This window comes from Streptomyces sp. NBC_00829 (assembly GCF_045161795.1).
GTDB lineage: Bacteria > Actinomycetota > Actinomycetes > Streptomycetales > Streptomycetaceae > Streptomyces.
Genome location: NZ_CP108867.1, coordinates 3,645,515 through 3,661,638, shown reverse-complemented (window position 1 = coordinate 3,661,638; position 16,124 = coordinate 3,645,515). Strand labels below are relative to the sequence as shown.

Genomic DNA, 16,124 nt, shown 5'->3' with positions numbered 1-16,124 from the left:
CTGTCCCTAAGCTGTGCGAAGTTGCATGATCCGGCACTATCGCGAGGTTAAAGAAAGAATGTCTGTACAGGGGGCGTCAATGACCGGCGGGACGTGGGGAGACCTGTACCCGTGGATTGCCGAGATCTCAGAGCGTGACCGCGATGAGCTGCAAGGGCTCGCCGACCCTTGCCTCAAGTTCGATGAGTCCCCCCGAGAGACGGCGCAGTGGCGCCCCTACCTGGATGATCTGTTTGACGCGCTGGGATTGCTCACAGTCGCGGATGAGGTGCTGAGGCACCGGCCGATAGCGACGCTCGTGCCTTCGCTGCAGGGCGGCGACGTACTGCCGACCTTCCTCTCTGGCCAGGAGTGGTTGACAGAAGCGATTCTGTCGGCGGTTGGCGGATCCCGCGGCTTAAGGGAAATGAGTCCCGCTCAAATCGAGTCGTCCCTCGGGCTTTCGTGTTCAGTAGTCACTGAACTGATGACGACACTTATTCGGGTGTCGGCATTGGGAGTGAGCGGAGCGACTCGGATCGATTTGGCGACGCCGTTGACCGATTGGTTCGACCAGCTCGATAGCAGTGACAAGTACTTCCTGCGAACGATTCACTCGGAAGGTGACCTTCGGTGGCTCGGGGAGCCTTCCGTGCGGGAGCGGGCTTTGCGTACCCGGATGGTCGATACTCCCGACAAGATTCTTGACGAGTTTGATTCCGCAGCAGAGGGGTCGCTGCGCTATGTGGTCAGCGCATTCGAGGAATCAATCAAGTTTCCCGTCCGCAAGGAAACCTTGCTCGCACGTCACGCCTGGTTGGGCAGCGATCTCCCAGGTGAGGAGTTCGACGCGCTTGCGCTTCTTCACGGTATGAGGAAATGGTGGAGAAGCCAGGATGGATGGTTCTCGATGCGGACGTTGCCCTGGTTGCAAAGCGAGACGCTCAGGATCTTGGATCTCGAGCAGGGCGAAGTGATGACGCTGAAGACAGCAGACCGGATGCTGCGCGCGCAGCGAGTCCAACTGCATGCCGAAGATCTTGAGGCATGGCTTGAATATTGCAACACCATGGATAAAAGCAGTGGGTTGGGCTCGCGCTTGGATCCAGTGGGACAGAGCCGGGCGTTGCAGCCGACGAGCCTCACCTCACCCGAGGTGCGTGGAGCCGCAGCCGGTTCGCTTTCGGCGGCGGCAGTTTCGGGTGGTTCAATTCCGAGCGCCATGCCACTGCAGGCTTCCGGAAATATGAATTCAATAATTCGCAGTTGGGCTCGTTCGCAAGGCTATGAGATTGGCGACCGAGGTCGCATCCCTGCTTCAATACTCGAAGCTTTCGAGGTGGCGCTGCGAACCCCTGAGGGAGTCCTGGTTCAGGAAAATGATCGGCTCGAAATGCCTGCTTCTCGCATTCAAGAAACTGGGCATGGACAATCGGTCGTAGACGTCATGATGGCGCTCTCGAAGCTCGCTAGAGTGTCCTTTCCAGAAGAGACGCTCGGTTCTCTGCTGCTACGGTCAAGCGAGCTCGAAGGCCACATTGGCGACCTGATAGAGCAGCTACTTGCCGCCACGGCAGATCCGCAGAGCGAGGCTGGATGGGTGATTCATGAGGGAGCCCCTAAAGAGCCTGATTCTGTTCACGCTTCGGGTTATGCGACCTTGAAAGAGAGGGCGCTAAAGGCTTTGCAGAGCGCGCAATGTCCTCTCTCTCTGCAGCGTCTAGCGGAAAATATGGAGGGAGACGTGAAAACGAACTCGCTACGCGTGCAGATTGCAGCGGACGATCGTTTCGTGCGATGCGATATGGATGCCTGGGCGTTGGCGGACTGGGGAATGCGCCCTTATCGGTCGATCAAGGATCTCGTCTCTGAAGAGGTTGACCTGGCTGGCGGTGAGATTGCGACCGCAGAACTCGTAGATAAGCTCACAACCCAGTTCTCGATCAAGGAGATCACCCTGCGGCAGGTAGTCTCCAGCCCGCCGTTCACTTCACGTAACGGGACTGTTCGCCGCATCGTCGATCTTGATGACCAGCGACCGACGGGCGAGCGGGGTGAAGGCGAAAGGCACAGTAATCCCTCCGCCGTTGATTTGGTGAGAGATTTGGGGCTGGACTTCTGATGATTGAGTCTCAAGGGCTTCGCTCCGCAGGAGTCGAGGGTGAATATCGCAGTGACCGCTGCGATGTGGTCGAAGATTTCTATGTCCCTGCGCTACGGCAGGCTGAGAAGTATGACCGTGCAGTGGGCTACTTCACGGCCTCCGTCCTCGCTGTCATCGGCAGGGGGATCGACGAGTTCATTCGGCGCGGCGGACAGATGCGCATCGTGGCATCGCCGTACCTGATCGCGGAGGACATCGCGGAGATTGAGGCTGGGTACGAGCTGCGAGCCGTGATGGAGAAGGCGGCTGTCCGAGACCTGGAGCGGGCTGCGGGAGATCCCCGCGCGGCGCGAGGGCTCGGGAAGCTGGGGCAGCTCGTGGCCGAGGGTCGGCTGGACATCAAGCTGGCGTACGTCGCGTCAGGTAACCGGGTCGGTATGTACCACGAGAAGATCGGGGTCTTCCGCGACGGTGAGGACCTCGTGGCGTTCAAGGGGAGCGCCAACGAGACGCTGTCCGGGCTGGTCGGGAACTTCGAGTCCATCGAGGTGTTCCGGAGCTGGGACGAGTGGGACCGGGTGCGGGCATTGCGGATCAGCAGGGACTTCGAGGACCTGTGGGAGGACAGAACGTCGATATTGCGCGTTACACCCTTCACTGAGACTGCAAAGAAGGTCATCGAGCGGATCGCTCTGGCGGGGGAAGAAGCAGGCGAAGCGGCAGACGTTCCCAGCGGCGGGGCTCCGATCGTGGTTGTGCCGGCGGATACCGCTGGCATGTTGACGATCCCCGCAGGGCTCAAGGTCCGTGACTATCAGAAGCAGGCCGTAGGGAACTGGTTCAACGAGAAGGGACGTGGTCTCCTCCGGATGGCCACGGGGACGGGGAAGACACTCACGGCGCTGTCGGCTGCCGCACAGATGACCAAGGTGCTGCACCAACGGGGCGAGCCACTTCTCACCGTGGTGATCGCTCCATATCAGCACTTGGTGGACCAGTGGGCCAAGGACATTGAGTGGTTCGGCGTCACTCCGATCATGGCCTACGAATCAAAAGCAGCCTGGTTTGGCCGTGCGTCCCACCTCCTGGATGCGCTCGCGCTGAAGGCCGCCCGTGGTGGCGTGATCATCACGACCAACAAGACTTTCGGAGACGCTGCCTTCCAAAGCGTCCTCAACCGCTACAAGGGCCGGCTCCTGCTCATTGCGGATGAGGCTCACAACCTTGGTGCGAGGCACATCAGGACAAAGCTTCCCGAGAACGCAGAGTTCAGGCTCGGTTTGTCCGCCACTCCTGAGCGCTGGTTCGACGATGAAGGCACCGACGCGCTCACGAGTTACTTCGGGAAGATTGTTTTTGAAATGGGCATCGGCGACGCCATCAAACTGGGCGCGCTGTGTCGCTACACGTACACACCGGTAGTCGTCGAGCTCGACTCGGAAGAGACCGAGATGTACGTGGAGATCACTACGAAGATCGCCAGGATCTTCGCATCGCAGCAGGGTTCGGACAGGGTGGACGAAGACAGTCCCCTCGGCGCCTTGCTCCGAAAGCGATCGAACCTGTTGGGGCATGCGCGGGCCAAGCTGCCGGCGTTGAGGCGGGAGATCGAGAAGCGGGGCGAGGACTGGTACCAGCTCCTCTACTGTGCCGAGGGCCGGCACCCGCTGTCTTATGAGGACGGAGCGCCCGAGGAGCTCTCCCAGCTGGATCAAGTGCTGGACCTCGTCGGCAACCGGCTGCACATGCCAGCAGCCCGGTACACCGCGGAGACTAAGCGCCCAGAACGCCGGAAGGTGCTCCAACGCTTCGCCGATCGGGAGCTGCAGGCAATTGTGTCGATGCGGTGCCTCGACGAGGGTGTCGATGTCCCCGCGGCCCGGACGGCGTACCTGCTTGCCAGTTCTTCCAACCCGCGGCAGTTCATCCAGCGTCGAGGACGTGTGCTCCGTCAGGCGCCCGGAAAGGCTATGGCGGACATCGTGGACTTCATTGTGGTCCCGCCGGAAGAGGCATCCGATCTACAGCCGGAGAGCGAGCGGAAGATGGTCGCTCGCGAGCTGGCTCGTGTTACCGAATTTGCGTACCTCGCGGAGAACGAGGCGGAAACCCTCGATATCCTCCGTCCGCTGCGACTGCGTTACGACCTGCAAGACATCTGAAAGTGTGATGGGAATCCAGGAGTTGTCGTGAGTGAGAAGAAGACTGCTCAGCAGGTAATGGAACAGCTGTCGCCGGACGGCGTCAAGCTCGCCAAACGTGTGATCGAGTTGGAGCGGGAGAACCTGCACATCAGGAACTCGACACGGGTCGTCGACGAGATAGTGGCTGCAGTGAAGGGACTCATCAAGTGAAGCTCCTCAAGCTCACGCTTGACAATTTCCGGGCGTTCTACGGACGCCAGGTACTCGACCTCGGCGTCGACGAGGGCAAGCCGGCGGTTCTCATCTTCGGCAACAACGGGGCCGGTAAGACAACGCTCCTGAATGCTTTCGCGTGGGTGTTGTATGGAAAGTTCTCGGACGATGTCGAGCAGCAGCATCGCGTGATCCACGACGAGAAGTGGTCAGAAACGAGGATGGGGGCACCCGTCAGTGCCTCGGTAGAGCTCAAATTCGAGCACGCTGGACTCTTCTTTCAGGCTCGCAGGGAGGTGGCGGCGGTCAAGAACTCGGAGGAGCAGGCCGCAGTCTCGGCTGCGCTTACTCTCACTGAGATCAAGAATGGTGAGAGCAAGACTGTCGCGAACGGGCAGGATCGTATCGAGAAGATCTTGCCCGAAGGGCTTCGCCGGTTCTTCTTCTTTAATGGCGAGCGAATGGAGAAGATGTTCACGGGCGAGGAGAACAATGGCGAGGTTAAGCAAGCCATCAAGACACTGATGGACCTGGAGCCGATGGAGCGTGCGATCTCTGAGCATCTCCCCGCAGCGGCAAAACGGTTGGCGAAGGAAATCTCCAAGGGAGGCGACAGCCGCCTCCAGCAGCTCAGGGATCAGCAGGAGGACCTTGAACAGCAACAGGCGGACGCGCGCAAGGCGGCGCTGAAGATCTCCAAAGACACCGCCAGCTACGAGCGCGAGATCCTCGACCTGGAACGCTCGCTGCGAAGCCACGAAGTGTCCAAGCCGTTGCAGAACGCTCGCAAGAAGCTCGAGTGGCAGATCGGGCAGAAGAGCGAACAGCTCAAGGAGAGGTATGCGAGCAAGCGCGAGATTCTGTCCAAGGGAGGCTTCCTTGCTTTTACCTCTGGCGTCGACCAGCAGGTGGTCGACCTGGCCGAAGCCATGCGGAAGCGGCGTGAACTGCCGGCCGGGATTCAGCGGGACTTCATCGAAGGGCTCCTTCAGGAGGGGGAGTGCATGTGTGGAACTCCCGTTCCGGAAGGGAGTCTCGCTTACATCGAGTTGGACAAGCGCCGTTACAACGCGGGTCTGGCTGACGTCGAAGCACGCTGGATGTACGTCAGCGGCCAGATGTTGCACCTGGGTGACGAACGGCAGAAGCTCCTCGAGAACCTGAGGCAGGCAGCCATCGAGATCCAGAGCTGCCAAGACGAGATCAAACGCCTGGAAGAGGAGAAGAGCGACATCGCTCGGCAGCTCGAAGGCGTAAACGAACAGGATGTTCAGCGTCTCGAGCAGAAGCGCAAGGAGTACGACGAAAAGCGCGTTGAGGGGCTCGCCGAACATAGACGACTTGAGAAGTCGATCGCCCACTTCGATGCCGAGATTGAGAAGGTGAAGCGTCTCTTCCGCGGTGCGGAAACGGCAGATGCTGCTTCACGCAAGGTGCAACGCCAGGTCAACCTGGTGAACGAGGTGCTGGAGACCTTCCGCGAGGCGCTGGAATTGAAGACGGAAGAGGTCCGTGAGCAGCTCGACGCGAAGCTCAAGGAAGTTTTCACGCGGATCTTCCGGAAGTCCTATGAGCCCGAACTCACGGACTCCTTCGACCTGTTGCTGAAGTCCTCGGCCGGTATCGCCATCCGCAGCACGGGCGAGAACCAAGTGCTCGGTCTGTCGTTCGTGGGCGCAGTGTCCGAGGTCGCCAAGAAGATCCACCAGCGCAAGTCCAAGAGCAGCGACGAGGTCCTCGGCGAGGGTGGCATCTATCCCGTCGTCATGGATGCGCCCTTCGGTAGCCTGGACCTTACGTACCAGGAGGAGATTGCCCAGGCGCTGCCTAAACTCACCTCCCAGATTGTCGTAATGCTCTCGAACTCGCAGGCACGCGGCAAGGTGATGGACAACCTTCAGGGTTCGGCGACGCGAATGTACGTACTCCGCAGCGTGACGCCCAACATCGGTGTCGAAGAGACGATCGAGATCAACAACAGGGCAGTCCCCAACGTCTCGCACGGGGAGTTTGAACACACCATCCTGGAAGAGGTGACCGTCTGATGGCGCGCGAGGATCGACTCCGCAGGCCGACGGAGCACGAGCCGCTGATCGGTGCTCTTTCCGGCAAGGAGGGGCCGTTCAGCGCGATGGTCGACGTGCTGATGTTCGCGGCGCTGCTAGGGCGGAACAAGAGTAAGCGCGAGCCCTTCGAGAAGGCGGGCGAGCCCATTCGCCTTTCGATCATGGAGGGGCGTCAGTACGGCGACGTCCTCATCGACATGGTCGCGGTGGCCGAGATCCCGGACGACCCGAAGATCCTCTCCGACGAGCGGCAGCCTGAGCGGGTGAAGATCTTCGAGGAGTACGCGAACGGCGGCCTTAACTACATCCAGGGTGAGGTCAACGCGAGCGGCGGGCAGGACTACGTATCGATCATCAGCAACCTAGTGATGGACACGCTGACGGCTCCGGACGAGCACCAGAGTGACATCTCCGAATTGGTGAAGGCCACGTCCCTGGACTGGAATCTCGGCGAGTAGGCACAGGGGCGGTGAGAGAACGGAAGCCAACCCGTTCCCTCTCCGCCCCTTCGGCGTAAGTGCCTCGCGTCAGTCTGCGGCGGCGACCGAACCCACTAGCCCCTCGATGAAGGTCAGCTCCTTGTGCCCACCGAGGTGCCCGATGCCACGGTGCAGGTGAACCGTCAGCGTCTTCGCGACGTTCTCGTCGGTGGGCTCTTCACCGTCGGCGATGCAACGCTGCTTGAGCAGGGCCAGATAGAGGTCACCGTGCTGGCCGGCGAAGGTCTTCCATGTCATCTCGACGTTGGAGTCTGTGACGATGTCCTTCACCAGAGGTGTGGAGGCGTCCCTCAGCGAGAGCGCCAGAGCCCAGCGGCACAGGACGTTCCACTGAGGGATGTCCGTGGTGCGCTTGAGGCGGATCAGACGGTCACGGGCCGCCTGCGAGAGGCGGACGTTATCAAGCGACACTGGGTACTCCTGAATTCCACCAGTAGCCCTCGACGACGCTCGTGGTGAACTCGGTGTCGTCGTGGACGAGGGTGTACGTGCGGGCGACGGACTTCTTCAAGCGTCCCAGCAGGTACTCGTCGATCTCCTCGTCGGTCGAGAGGAGGAGTACCTGGCGGCTGGCGTTGGGGAAGTATCGGTCGACGAGGTGCTCGCGGTGCCGGCTGTCGAGGCGGCCGAGCGGGGTGTCGATGACGCTGGGCAGGCGGTTGCCCGCGACCTTCATCAAGCCCCACAGCAACGAGACCGCGAGGAGTTGGCGTTCACCGGCGCTGAGACGTCCGGGATCGATGGAGTCGCCGTTGGCATCGCTCAAGGTCAGCGTGAACTTATCGGTCTCGATGCGGATGTCATGGACCAGCGCCTGCTTCCGCATCAGCTGCTTGAAGCTCTGGAGCATGGCGACTTCGAGGCGGCTGGTGTGCCGTTCGAGCAGGGCGACACGGAACCGTTCCAGGGTGTCGCGCGCTTTCTCCGAGTAGGTCTTGATCCGCTCGACTTCCTCGGCCTTGACCTTGGTTCGTACGAACTCGTGGTGGGCACGTGCGAGCGTCTCTGTGACGTATGCACGGCGTCGCTTCAGCTCGGTGAGCTGTTCCGCGTGACGTTCGTACGTGGCCTTGTGAGTCGCGACTTCCTGAAGCTGTTCCTCGCGGGCGAGTTGGAGTGCCTCCACCTTGCTCTGCGCAGGAACAGCGCCGAGCTGGCGGTCGAGCTGGGCCAGGTGCTCGGCGACCTCGGTGGCCTGGTTCAGCAGGTCTGTTGCATGTGCCTTATCCCGCACGAGGACTTCGTCCAGGACGGCAAGCTGGGAGAGCGCGTCCCTTGGAAGGTTGAAGTTTACCTTCAGGTCGGCCAACTTTGATCGCTCGGCTCGGTCCGCTTCGAGTGTCTCTATGATCTTCTTGCGTGTCGCGGCGGGCAGAAGTTCAAGGAGCCACTCGTCGCGTTCAGCCAGGACGTCGAGCACCTGGCTTGCCTCGGCCGCAACCTGTTCCTGCTGAGCCTGCTTCCTGACCTTCTTGAGCTGATCGGTCAGCATCAGGAGTGGCAGAGGGCCAGCAGCTACCTGCGCGAGTGCGGCGCGGAGTTCAGCGAGCTGTCCTGCGACCTGCTTGCGTTCCGTCTCCAGTTCGACGCGCCTTTCGAAGAGGCTGCCGCCCTCCTTCTCGAAAGCCCGCTCCAGAGTCTCAAGTTTCCGCTCTACCTTGCCAAGGTCCGTACGTCGTTGGCCCAGAGCTTGATGAGTGGCCTCGTACGTCTCCAACACGGCAGCACGTTCATGCTCCAACGTGTTGATGTTGTCCAAAAGGTGCTGCTCCTCGTCGGACAGCTTCTGCCGGCGCTGGAGTGCGACGAGGTCAGTACGGAGCTGCTGCACGGTGCTCACGCCGAGCAGCGCGTGTACCGCCGACTCGATGACGGAGGCGGCGCGCTCAGGATCGGCAAGGGACTCGATCTTCTCGCCGTCGAAGAACGACAGGGAGGCGATCTCCAGCGGGAGAAGGTCCTCTACATGGTCTGCCCAGCCCTCGCTGAGGAGTCGACTGAACTTGCCCTCCGGCCTCACACCACGGCCAGCCTTCAGTTTCTCTTCATACTGCTCATCGACGAAGACAGTCAAGAACTCCTTAACGCTCTTCCCGCTCGTGTGCCAGCTACGGATGACCCGGTAGTGGTGCTCACGGCCGTCCACTGCGACGGTGAACTCGAGCGTGATCGATGAACCGCGTGCGGGATCCGCTTGCCGGTTGATGCACTCTCGCAGGAACATCTCGTAGGGCTTGTTCGCACGGCCACTGCATCGGGCTCGGGCTCCGTAGAGGACGAGTTGGATGGCGTCGAGCAATGTCGTCTTGCCACACCCGTTGAGGCCACCGATCAAGATAATCGGCTTGTTCCTCTTCGGTGTGAGGTCGAGAGACTGTTTGCCGCGGTAGGCCCCAAATTCCTCAAGGGTGATCTTACGCAGGAGCATCGAGGCGGTTCTCTTCGTCGAGGGTCAGGTTCTTCTTGACGTCGTCGTGGAGCTTCTGCTTGCGCTGCGCGAAGTCGACTGCGTCGTCGTGGTCTTCGTAGTAGCCCTTCTGCACGGCGTCTTCCAGGGCCTGGAAGAGTCCGGCGCGGCGGGTCATCGTGCGGTACTTGCGTTCAACGGAGAGCAGTTCGCGGACCATGGTGTAGTGAAGGTCGTCACCTTCACAGAGGTCCTTGAGAAGCTCCATCTCATCGGCGCCCATGACCAACTGCTCGTCAAGCGGGCCGCCCGGGAAGTCCTCGCCCGTCGTCTCCTTGTAGATGCGCGGCAGGGAATCTTCGACCTCATGCTTGTCGAAGACCCAGATGCGGCGGATCTCGTGGAGCTCATCGAGGGTGATCAGCTCGATGCCGCGGACATGCTCCGGTGTCTGCTCGTTCGTCCGGATCCAAGTCTGCGCGGAGAGTAGATCTCGGATCCACTCTTCCCGGCGCTCCTGCAGGTACGGACCGTGGATGGCACCGTCGTTGAACAGCATGACCTTGCCGCTCATACGGCGGAAGTCACGGGCAGGCTTGTCCGTACGGGGGTAAGGGACCTTCTTACCTGCGGGAAGCTCTGGATCGTTCTTGTCGGTGATGTAGCCGAAGGGCGCGTCGAGCTTGTCGCGCAACTCAAGGAGCGGAAGCATCCACTCCTTCTCGTCATCGTTCTGAATCATGGCGGACATGGACTTGTCCTGCTCAACCAGCGTGCATGTCCAGCAGCCGAACCGGCTGGATCCGCAGGAGGGAGTGGTCGAGTCGACGACAAGCGGGCACTCGCCGTCCGCCGAAGCGCCCTGGTACATGGAGAGAAGGTCGTGATTGTTGTAGCCCCAGGGGTTGGGGACCTGCATCAGGAATTCCCAGACATCATCGTTGGTCCAGTCTTCGACTGGGCTGTAGACAAGGGAGTTGGGAAGGTTCGCGTTAGGGGAGAGGCGGTCGCGTACGCGACGCTTCTCGTGCTTCTCCATCGCTCGCGCTCGCGCCTGGCTTTCGGCCTTTCGAATGCCGAGGACCAGGATGGCCTCGCCGTGGGCTGCAACCACGTTGCGGATGAAGGAGTTCGACGGCTTGATCTTCAGGCGCTCGGTGCACCAACGGAACTTGGGGCGGGGGGCAGGGTAACCGCGGCCGATCAGGTTTACCCAGAAGGTGTCCTTGATATCGGGGGTCAACCGGTGGGGTTCGATCGGGAGGCTCTGTTCCTCGGCCGCCTTGGCCATGGTCTTCAGGGAGGTGGATACCCATGCTGCGACGACCGGGTTCTCGACCAGGGTGTCCGTACTGATGACGTGGACCGGCTTGGTCCGCTGCTCTGCTGGCAGATCCTTGAGCGCTGCCCAGACCAGCTGCAATACGGCGGTGGAGTCCTTGCCGCCGCTGTAGCCGATCACCCAGGGCACTTCATCGGCGGTGTACAGCTCGCGCACTTCTGCAGTCAGCTCAGCCGTGACTTCACTGAGCGAGCGGCCGTCAAAGGGCTTGCGGCGTACTGGTGTGATGGGGATATTCAGCGGGATTGTCATGCGTCGCCTCGCAAATATGCGTCTTCCACTCGCTGCTCTTCCGGGCTGAGAGGGAGGCCGAGGTGGTGACGCAGATAATTCACGGTCAATGTTACGTTCTGATGGCTCTTGGACACGCGCCCTCCGACGATTGCGCGTCCTTCCCAATCGGCATTCGAGCGGGACCAGTCCACCTTTTCCAGCGGGCCGAGTCTCTTCTTCCATTTGGTGACAGCGGTGGATTCACGGAACAGGGAGTTCCCAATTCTTCCCAGTGCATGTAGTGCGATGCCGTGACTGTGAATGTAGTCGCGGCGCATTTCTTGTGCGGGTAGCTCCCTGTTTCGCACCATTGACCATTCTGGGATTGTTTGGTCGATTGTCTCCCAGTATGACTGGGCAAGCTTGGCGGCCTCGTCCGGCTTCACTTCCAGCCCCTGGAAGAGCGCCTGGGTACCGTAATACAGCGCACTCAACGTGAACATCTTCGCGGAGCGCGCGGAGAGATTGCTCTTCTCCATCTCCACGTATCCCTTGAAGACGGGACACCGGGTGGAGAGGAGGCGAGCGGCCTTGGCTTCTTCGTCACGGTGGTCGTACAGCACGCCGATGGAGCGTGCGGGGCGGACCGCATGGCGGTTCAGATCGGCGAACATCTGCTGGGACCGCGCGAGGCCGGCGTCATGGAAGAAGACGACGGCGATCGTCTCGTCGCCGAGGTCGGGATTCTCCTTGAGTGCCTGCTCGATGGCGGCGCGACGGTGCTGGCCGTCGTTGATCAAGAAGCGGGCGTCCATGGGAATGTGGAGCTGCCCGGTCCGCATGCCCGGGCCTTCGGCGGCGTGACTGTCGAAGGTCATGTCGCCGTCGACCGATGCTGTCAGCGCACTGAATACGTAATCATCCGGGTTGTCCAGGATGTACTTAGCAAGGGCGGGCAGGCGCCCCTTGTTCAGGACGCGTTGAGCTCGCAGTTCGGGCGTCAGCTCGTCCTCGTCGAAGATGAAGATCTTGGGGATCAGTCGCATAGGGCACATCGAGACGTAGAACTCCCGTCCCGCCTGGATCCCGCGGATGGCAGGGAAGGTGTACTCGAACCCTTCCGATGTCCTGGGCGCGACGACTCTGGTCGCTGCTTGGGTCTCCACGACGCAACTCTAACGTAAGTACGTCACTCAGTTGACGTACTTCACTGAGCTTCTGACGCGTAGGTGGATCGGAGATGACGTACCGAACTTGCTAGGGCGCGCGTGGACATGCCGGGGCGAGGGACCCCGAGGGATGACATCTCGTACTGCGCGTGTTGACGTGTAGTGGGCTACGTGCCGCCCAGTCGGGCTGAAGGAGATGTACGTTAACGGTTTAACGTACGCGTTGGTCTGAGACCGGGGCAAGGTTAGGTGAATGCTGTGGTGGCGTATCTGGATGTGGCGGCAACGACGCGGGTGGAGCCCCGGGTTGCGGACGTGGTGCTTCGCTGGATGACGGAAGACTTCGGCAACGCCGGCAGTCGCACCCACGAGTACGGAGCACGTGCGAAGAAGGGGGTCCATGAGGCGCGTGAGTTCATCGCGAGGACGGTCGGAGCCAAGACCGAAGAGTTGATCTTCACGAGCGGTGCGACCGAGTCCAACAACATCGCGCTCCTCGGGCTCGCGGCGCACGGGGAGAAGACGGGTCGACGGCACATCATCACTTCCGCCATCGAGCATAAAGCCGTTATCGAGCCCTTGCTGCACCTCCAGGAGAAGGGTTTCGAGGTCGATTTCCTGAAGCCTGGCCCTAGCGGGCGCATCTCGAAAGAGTCCGTACTCGAGAAGCTGAGAGATGACACTCTGCTGGTGTCGCTCATGCACGTGAACAATGAGACCGGTGTCATTCAGCCGGTGGCCGAGCTGGCCAACGTGCTGCGCAAGACTTCGACGTTCCTGCACGTTGATGCCGCCCAGGGGTACGGCAAGGTCCCCGATGATTTGAAGGCACCCATCGACCTGATCAGCATTAGTGGACACAAGATCGGAGCGCCTAAGGGCGTGGGGGCGCTGGTCGTCCGTCGCCGCGGCTGGGACAAGGTTCCACTTGAGCCGATCATGTTCGGTGGTGGCCAGGAGCGGAAGCTCCGACCTGGAACGCTGCCTGTGCCGCACATCATGGGCCTCTTCGAAGCTGCGAAGATCTTCCAGGAGGGACAGCCCCGCTGGGAGCGCGCGGCCCGGGAGATGCGGGAGCGGTTGCTCACCGCGCTCGGCAAGACGCGCTTCCATATCAATGGCGATGCTGAGCATGCAGTGCCGCACATCCTGAATGTGACCTTTGATGGGCTCAACGCCGAAGCGCTGATCGTCAGGCTCAAGAACCAGGTCGCCATCGCAACCGGGTCGGCATGCACGAGCGCCTCATACACCCCAAGCCATGTCCTCATGGCGATGGGGCTGCCCGAGGATGTGGCGACAAACGGGCTGCGGTTTTCCTGGTTCCCGGGCCAGGTCGCGGACTTCGGCCCGGAGGAGCTGGCAGAGACCATTGCGCATATGCAGCCCGAGGCAAGTTGAAGCAGTCGATGGTCAGCCTTCCGTGCGGTGCACCAGCCGATGGCCGCGCAGTTCACGGCCACAGCGGACGAGCTCGGTTTCCCAGCCGTTCTCGGTGCCGATGAGATGTGGGTGCTCGTACAGGCCAGCCTTCAGCTCTGACTCGGTGAGGCGACGGTAGCGCGGCGCGTCCGGATCATCCGGAGCGAGGAACTCGTGCTTGCGATGAAGTAGCGGGCGGTTCGTCGAGTTCGCGTACGACATGTGCGAGGTCGCCAGGGTCTGCAGATCGACGTGGTAAGAGGACAGGATCCGTGGGTGCGGGTCCTTGTCGAACTCCGGATAGTCGAGCCAACTCGCGGCACGGCCCTGGTGCTCGAGCTTGACGATCGTCCACTCCTGCGGTCGGCCGGCTGCGATCGAGGCGCAGTGTTCATAGAGACGAAGCACCGTCGGCATGTGGTCGACGGCGCGCCGATGCACGTACAAGGCCGTGGGGGTCAGCTTGCCGACGGCTGAGGCGTTCATGGCGCCGCGGATGTAGGTGTCGTCGCGGAGCTTGAGGAGGAGCCGGTCGGAGCGTTGGCAGGCTTCCTTGTATGAAGAGAAGAAGGCCCGGATGTCCAGTTGGACGCTGAACGGGACGCTGCTGAAGGGGCCGCGCCCGTTGAACAACTCGACGGCGAGGAAGAGGAGGGTGTTGAGTGTCGTGCGCTTGGCGCCTTCGGAGATCTTGTCGGGGTCGGCGGAGTCCCGAATCAGCCGCTTGAGCTCGTTCGGCTTCAAGTGGGCCAGGAGCTCGGCTACCGGACGCGGCATCTCCTCGACGCGAGGATGGCGTCCCCGTTGCTCAACGTGATCAACGACGGCAGTGATGGCCGAGGTCGTGTCCTCGGAAGCCAGCCATTGGGCATCCGGGACGATGCGGTGAGCGAGGTAGCTGAGCCGTGCCGCGTCGTCCTTGAAGGCGTAGACGATGCCGGGGGCCACGGAGACGCAGCGGGTGCCAGTGACTTCTTCGACGTAGTCGCGTAGCTCGCTGGCTCCGAAGAGGTGCTGGAATGTCTGCCGACTGGTGATCAGGCCATCCCCGAACTCCTGGCCGCGGACCTTGGACCTCTCCCACGTAAGACGCGCTGAAGCGACGAGGACGGTGTTGGCCAACTCCCATGCCTGCAGCAGGCTGCGGCGGCGCTCCGCGGGATCCTCGATGACGTTGAGGACGTAGGTAAGGAGAACGACGTCGGCCTGCTCCAGTTTCGTCTCTGGCCGGTAGTACGGATCCCAACCCGTGATCCGGCAGTCCAGTCGATCGAGTGACCGCACGTCGCCGCCTCGCCCGCAGCCGTAGTCGAGGATCGTCCGTTCCGGGACGAGCTGTCTGTCTGCGAGGGCCTGGCGAGCGGGGACGGAGAGTGCAGCTCGTCCGATCGCGGTGAGACGGCGTTCGCTGTTCCAGGTCTGCTGCATGGCGTCCTCGCACGTGCGGGGATTTGGGACGGTCGCAGAGTAGTTGCGAACGGTCCGGTGCGGAGGGCGTTCGCCCGATCGTCAGTAGATCGCCCGGTGGACTGCACGCTTGGAGACCGAGAGCTCAGACAACCCGACCCGAGTCCTCGATCTGCGGGAGACGGCTGGCGCAGAGGTTGGGGGAGCAGCCCTCCATCGGCACTGGCTCAGCGCTCGTACGCATCCCGCCAGTAGTCCTGGAGCATCTCGGTCGGCCACGAGGGCTGTGTGACAGGGCCGCGAGGGAGCATCTCCTTGAACACGGCCACGAAGTCGATGATCGGTGTGCCGTCGACGGCGTCGAGGTCCGTCACGCGGAGGTCGCGCCCGTCCATGCCGAGCAGGCGCGGGAACGACGTCGCGATGCGGGCGGGGCGCCGGTGGTTGCGGTGTACGAAGGTTCCGCCAGGGTGAAGTACCGCCGGGCGGCCTCGTGGTGCGACGCGTCGAAGCTCATCCAGCCAGCGACGTACACCAGCTCGGCAGCGGTGGTGAAGAGGCGGCAGCGCGTCTCATCACTGGCGAAGACACCGCCGACGTACGTCGCGACGTCGTCGTAGATGTACTGGTAAAGGGCTGTCCGGCCGTCCACTCCGCCTTGGCATTGGTCGCGCTTCGAGGAGAACTCGGTCATCTCCTTCACCGCTTTGATCTCGGCAGTCCCGATTCTCCGGTTCGTCGAAGCGGGGGCGATCGGGCACGCTCGGGGCCTCGTCCCACCACGTCTGTCCAGGCAGGGCGAGTCCGGTCACCGAGGAGGCCGTGCCGGCCAGCACTCGGCGTCGTTCCAGGTCCACGTTGCTTCTCCCCAGATCCACCAACGCGCTCACCGTATCGACGTGCCATTCGGAAGCCATGACCGCACCCGAGTTCGGCGAGGGGAGGCCGATCTCGGCGGGAGTGATGGGGCGTTGGAGCCGACGGGACAACGTTTCGCAAGATAGGGGGCGCCCGCCCGGAGGGTTCCGTTCCCCACATCGCGATGTGCGAGCGGCTGGTGCCGAGCAGCTCGTCGGCGCCCACCTCCGCCGCAACCCGTACCAGGCAGCGGCGACCTTCGGCTGCGACCAGCCGGTTTCCGCGATCGCAGCGGCCAGT

General features: G+C 61.9%; 11 protein-coding genes and 1 pseudogene. 6 read left to right on the top strand and 6 right to left on the bottom strand.

Going from position 1 to position 16,124, the window contains the following annotated elements; all coding sequences use genetic code 11:
- Positions 1-79: 79 nt before the first annotated feature.
- The 5 genes from OG293_RS15805 (at position 80) to OG293_RS15785 (ending at position 6,964) form a co-directional block, all read left to right on the top strand.
- Positions 80-2,101: a histone-like nucleoid-structuring protein Lsr2 gene (locus OG293_RS15805; RefSeq protein ID WP_405999431.1), complete on the top strand. Its 2,022-nt coding sequence runs from the start codon at positions 80-82 to the stop codon at positions 2,099-2,101.
- Between the two features lie 122 nt (positions 2,102-2,223).
- Positions 2,224-4,245: a DNA phosphorothioation system restriction enzyme gene (locus OG293_RS15800; protein WP_405999430.1), complete on the top strand. Its 2,022-nt coding sequence runs from the start codon at positions 2,224-2,226 to the stop codon at positions 4,243-4,245.
- A 27-nt stretch (positions 4,246-4,272) separates the two neighbouring features.
- A complete protein-coding gene (locus OG293_RS15795) occupies positions 4,273-4,437 on the top strand; it encodes a hypothetical protein (protein WP_240116967.1) in 165 nt (54 codons plus the stop codon).
- Positions 4,434-6,485 carry an AAA family ATPase gene (locus tag OG293_RS15790; RefSeq protein ID WP_405999429.1) on the top strand — a complete coding sequence of 684 codons (2,052 nt, stop codon included), beginning with the start codon at positions 4,434-4,436 and terminating at the stop codon, positions 6,483-6,485. Before OG293_RS15795 ends, OG293_RS15790 begins: the two co-directional genes overlap by 4 nt.
- Entirely contained in the window at positions 6,485-6,964 is a 480-nt protein-coding gene (locus OG293_RS15785; RefSeq protein ID WP_384452898.1) for a DNA phosphorothioation-associated protein 4, read from the top strand. Before OG293_RS15790 ends, OG293_RS15785 begins: the two co-directional genes overlap by 1 nt.
- Positions 6,965-7,033: 69 nt before the next feature.
- Here OG293_RS15785 and dndE read toward each other — a convergent pair whose 3' ends face one another.
- Genes dndE through dndB form a run of 4 tightly spaced genes read right to left on the bottom strand, consistent with a single transcriptional unit; the run spans position 7,034 to position 12,134 of the window.
- A complete protein-coding gene (gene dndE, locus OG293_RS15780; protein ID WP_405999428.1) occupies positions 7,034-7,417 on the bottom strand; it encodes a DNA sulfur modification protein DndE in 384 nt (127 codons plus the stop codon).
- A complete protein-coding gene (gene dndD, locus OG293_RS15775) occupies positions 7,407-9,434 on the bottom strand; it encodes a DNA sulfur modification protein DndD (RefSeq protein WP_405999427.1) in 2,028 nt (675 codons plus the stop codon). The genes dndE and dndD overlap by 11 nt, the downstream gene beginning before the upstream one ends.
- On the bottom strand, positions 9,421-11,007 hold the full coding sequence (gene dndC / locus OG293_RS15770; RefSeq protein WP_405999426.1) for a DNA phosphorothioation system sulfurtransferase DndC: 1,587 nt from the start codon (positions 11,005-11,007) through the stop codon (positions 9,421-9,423). Before dndC ends, dndD begins: the two co-directional genes overlap by 14 nt.
- A complete protein-coding gene (dndB, locus tag OG293_RS15765) occupies positions 11,004-12,134 on the bottom strand; it encodes a DNA sulfur modification protein DndB (RefSeq protein WP_384010072.1) in 1,131 nt (376 codons plus the stop codon). Before dndB ends, dndC begins: the two co-directional genes overlap by 4 nt.
- Before the next feature lie 252 nt (positions 12,135-12,386).
- Between dndB and dndA the strand changes: the two genes are divergently transcribed.
- A complete protein-coding gene (dndA, locus tag OG293_RS15760; protein ID WP_405999425.1) occupies positions 12,387-13,538 on the top strand; it encodes a cysteine desulfurase DndA in 1,152 nt (383 codons plus the stop codon).
- 12 nt (positions 13,539-13,550) lie between these two features.
- Here the strand turns inward: dndA and OG293_RS15755 are convergent, their stop codons facing one another.
- Both OG293_RS15755 and OG293_RS15750 read right to left on the bottom strand, forming a co-directional pair.
- Positions 13,551-14,987: a DNA phosphorothioation-associated putative methyltransferase gene (locus tag OG293_RS15755; protein ID WP_405999424.1), complete on the bottom strand. Its 1,437-nt coding sequence runs from the start codon at positions 14,985-14,987 to the stop codon at positions 13,551-13,553.
- Between the two features lie 206 nt (positions 14,988-15,193).
- Positions 15,194-15,481: pseudogene (locus OG293_RS15750) on the bottom strand (TrmO family methyltransferase); the annotation flags it as partial.
- Positions 15,482-16,124: the final 643 nt, after the last annotated feature.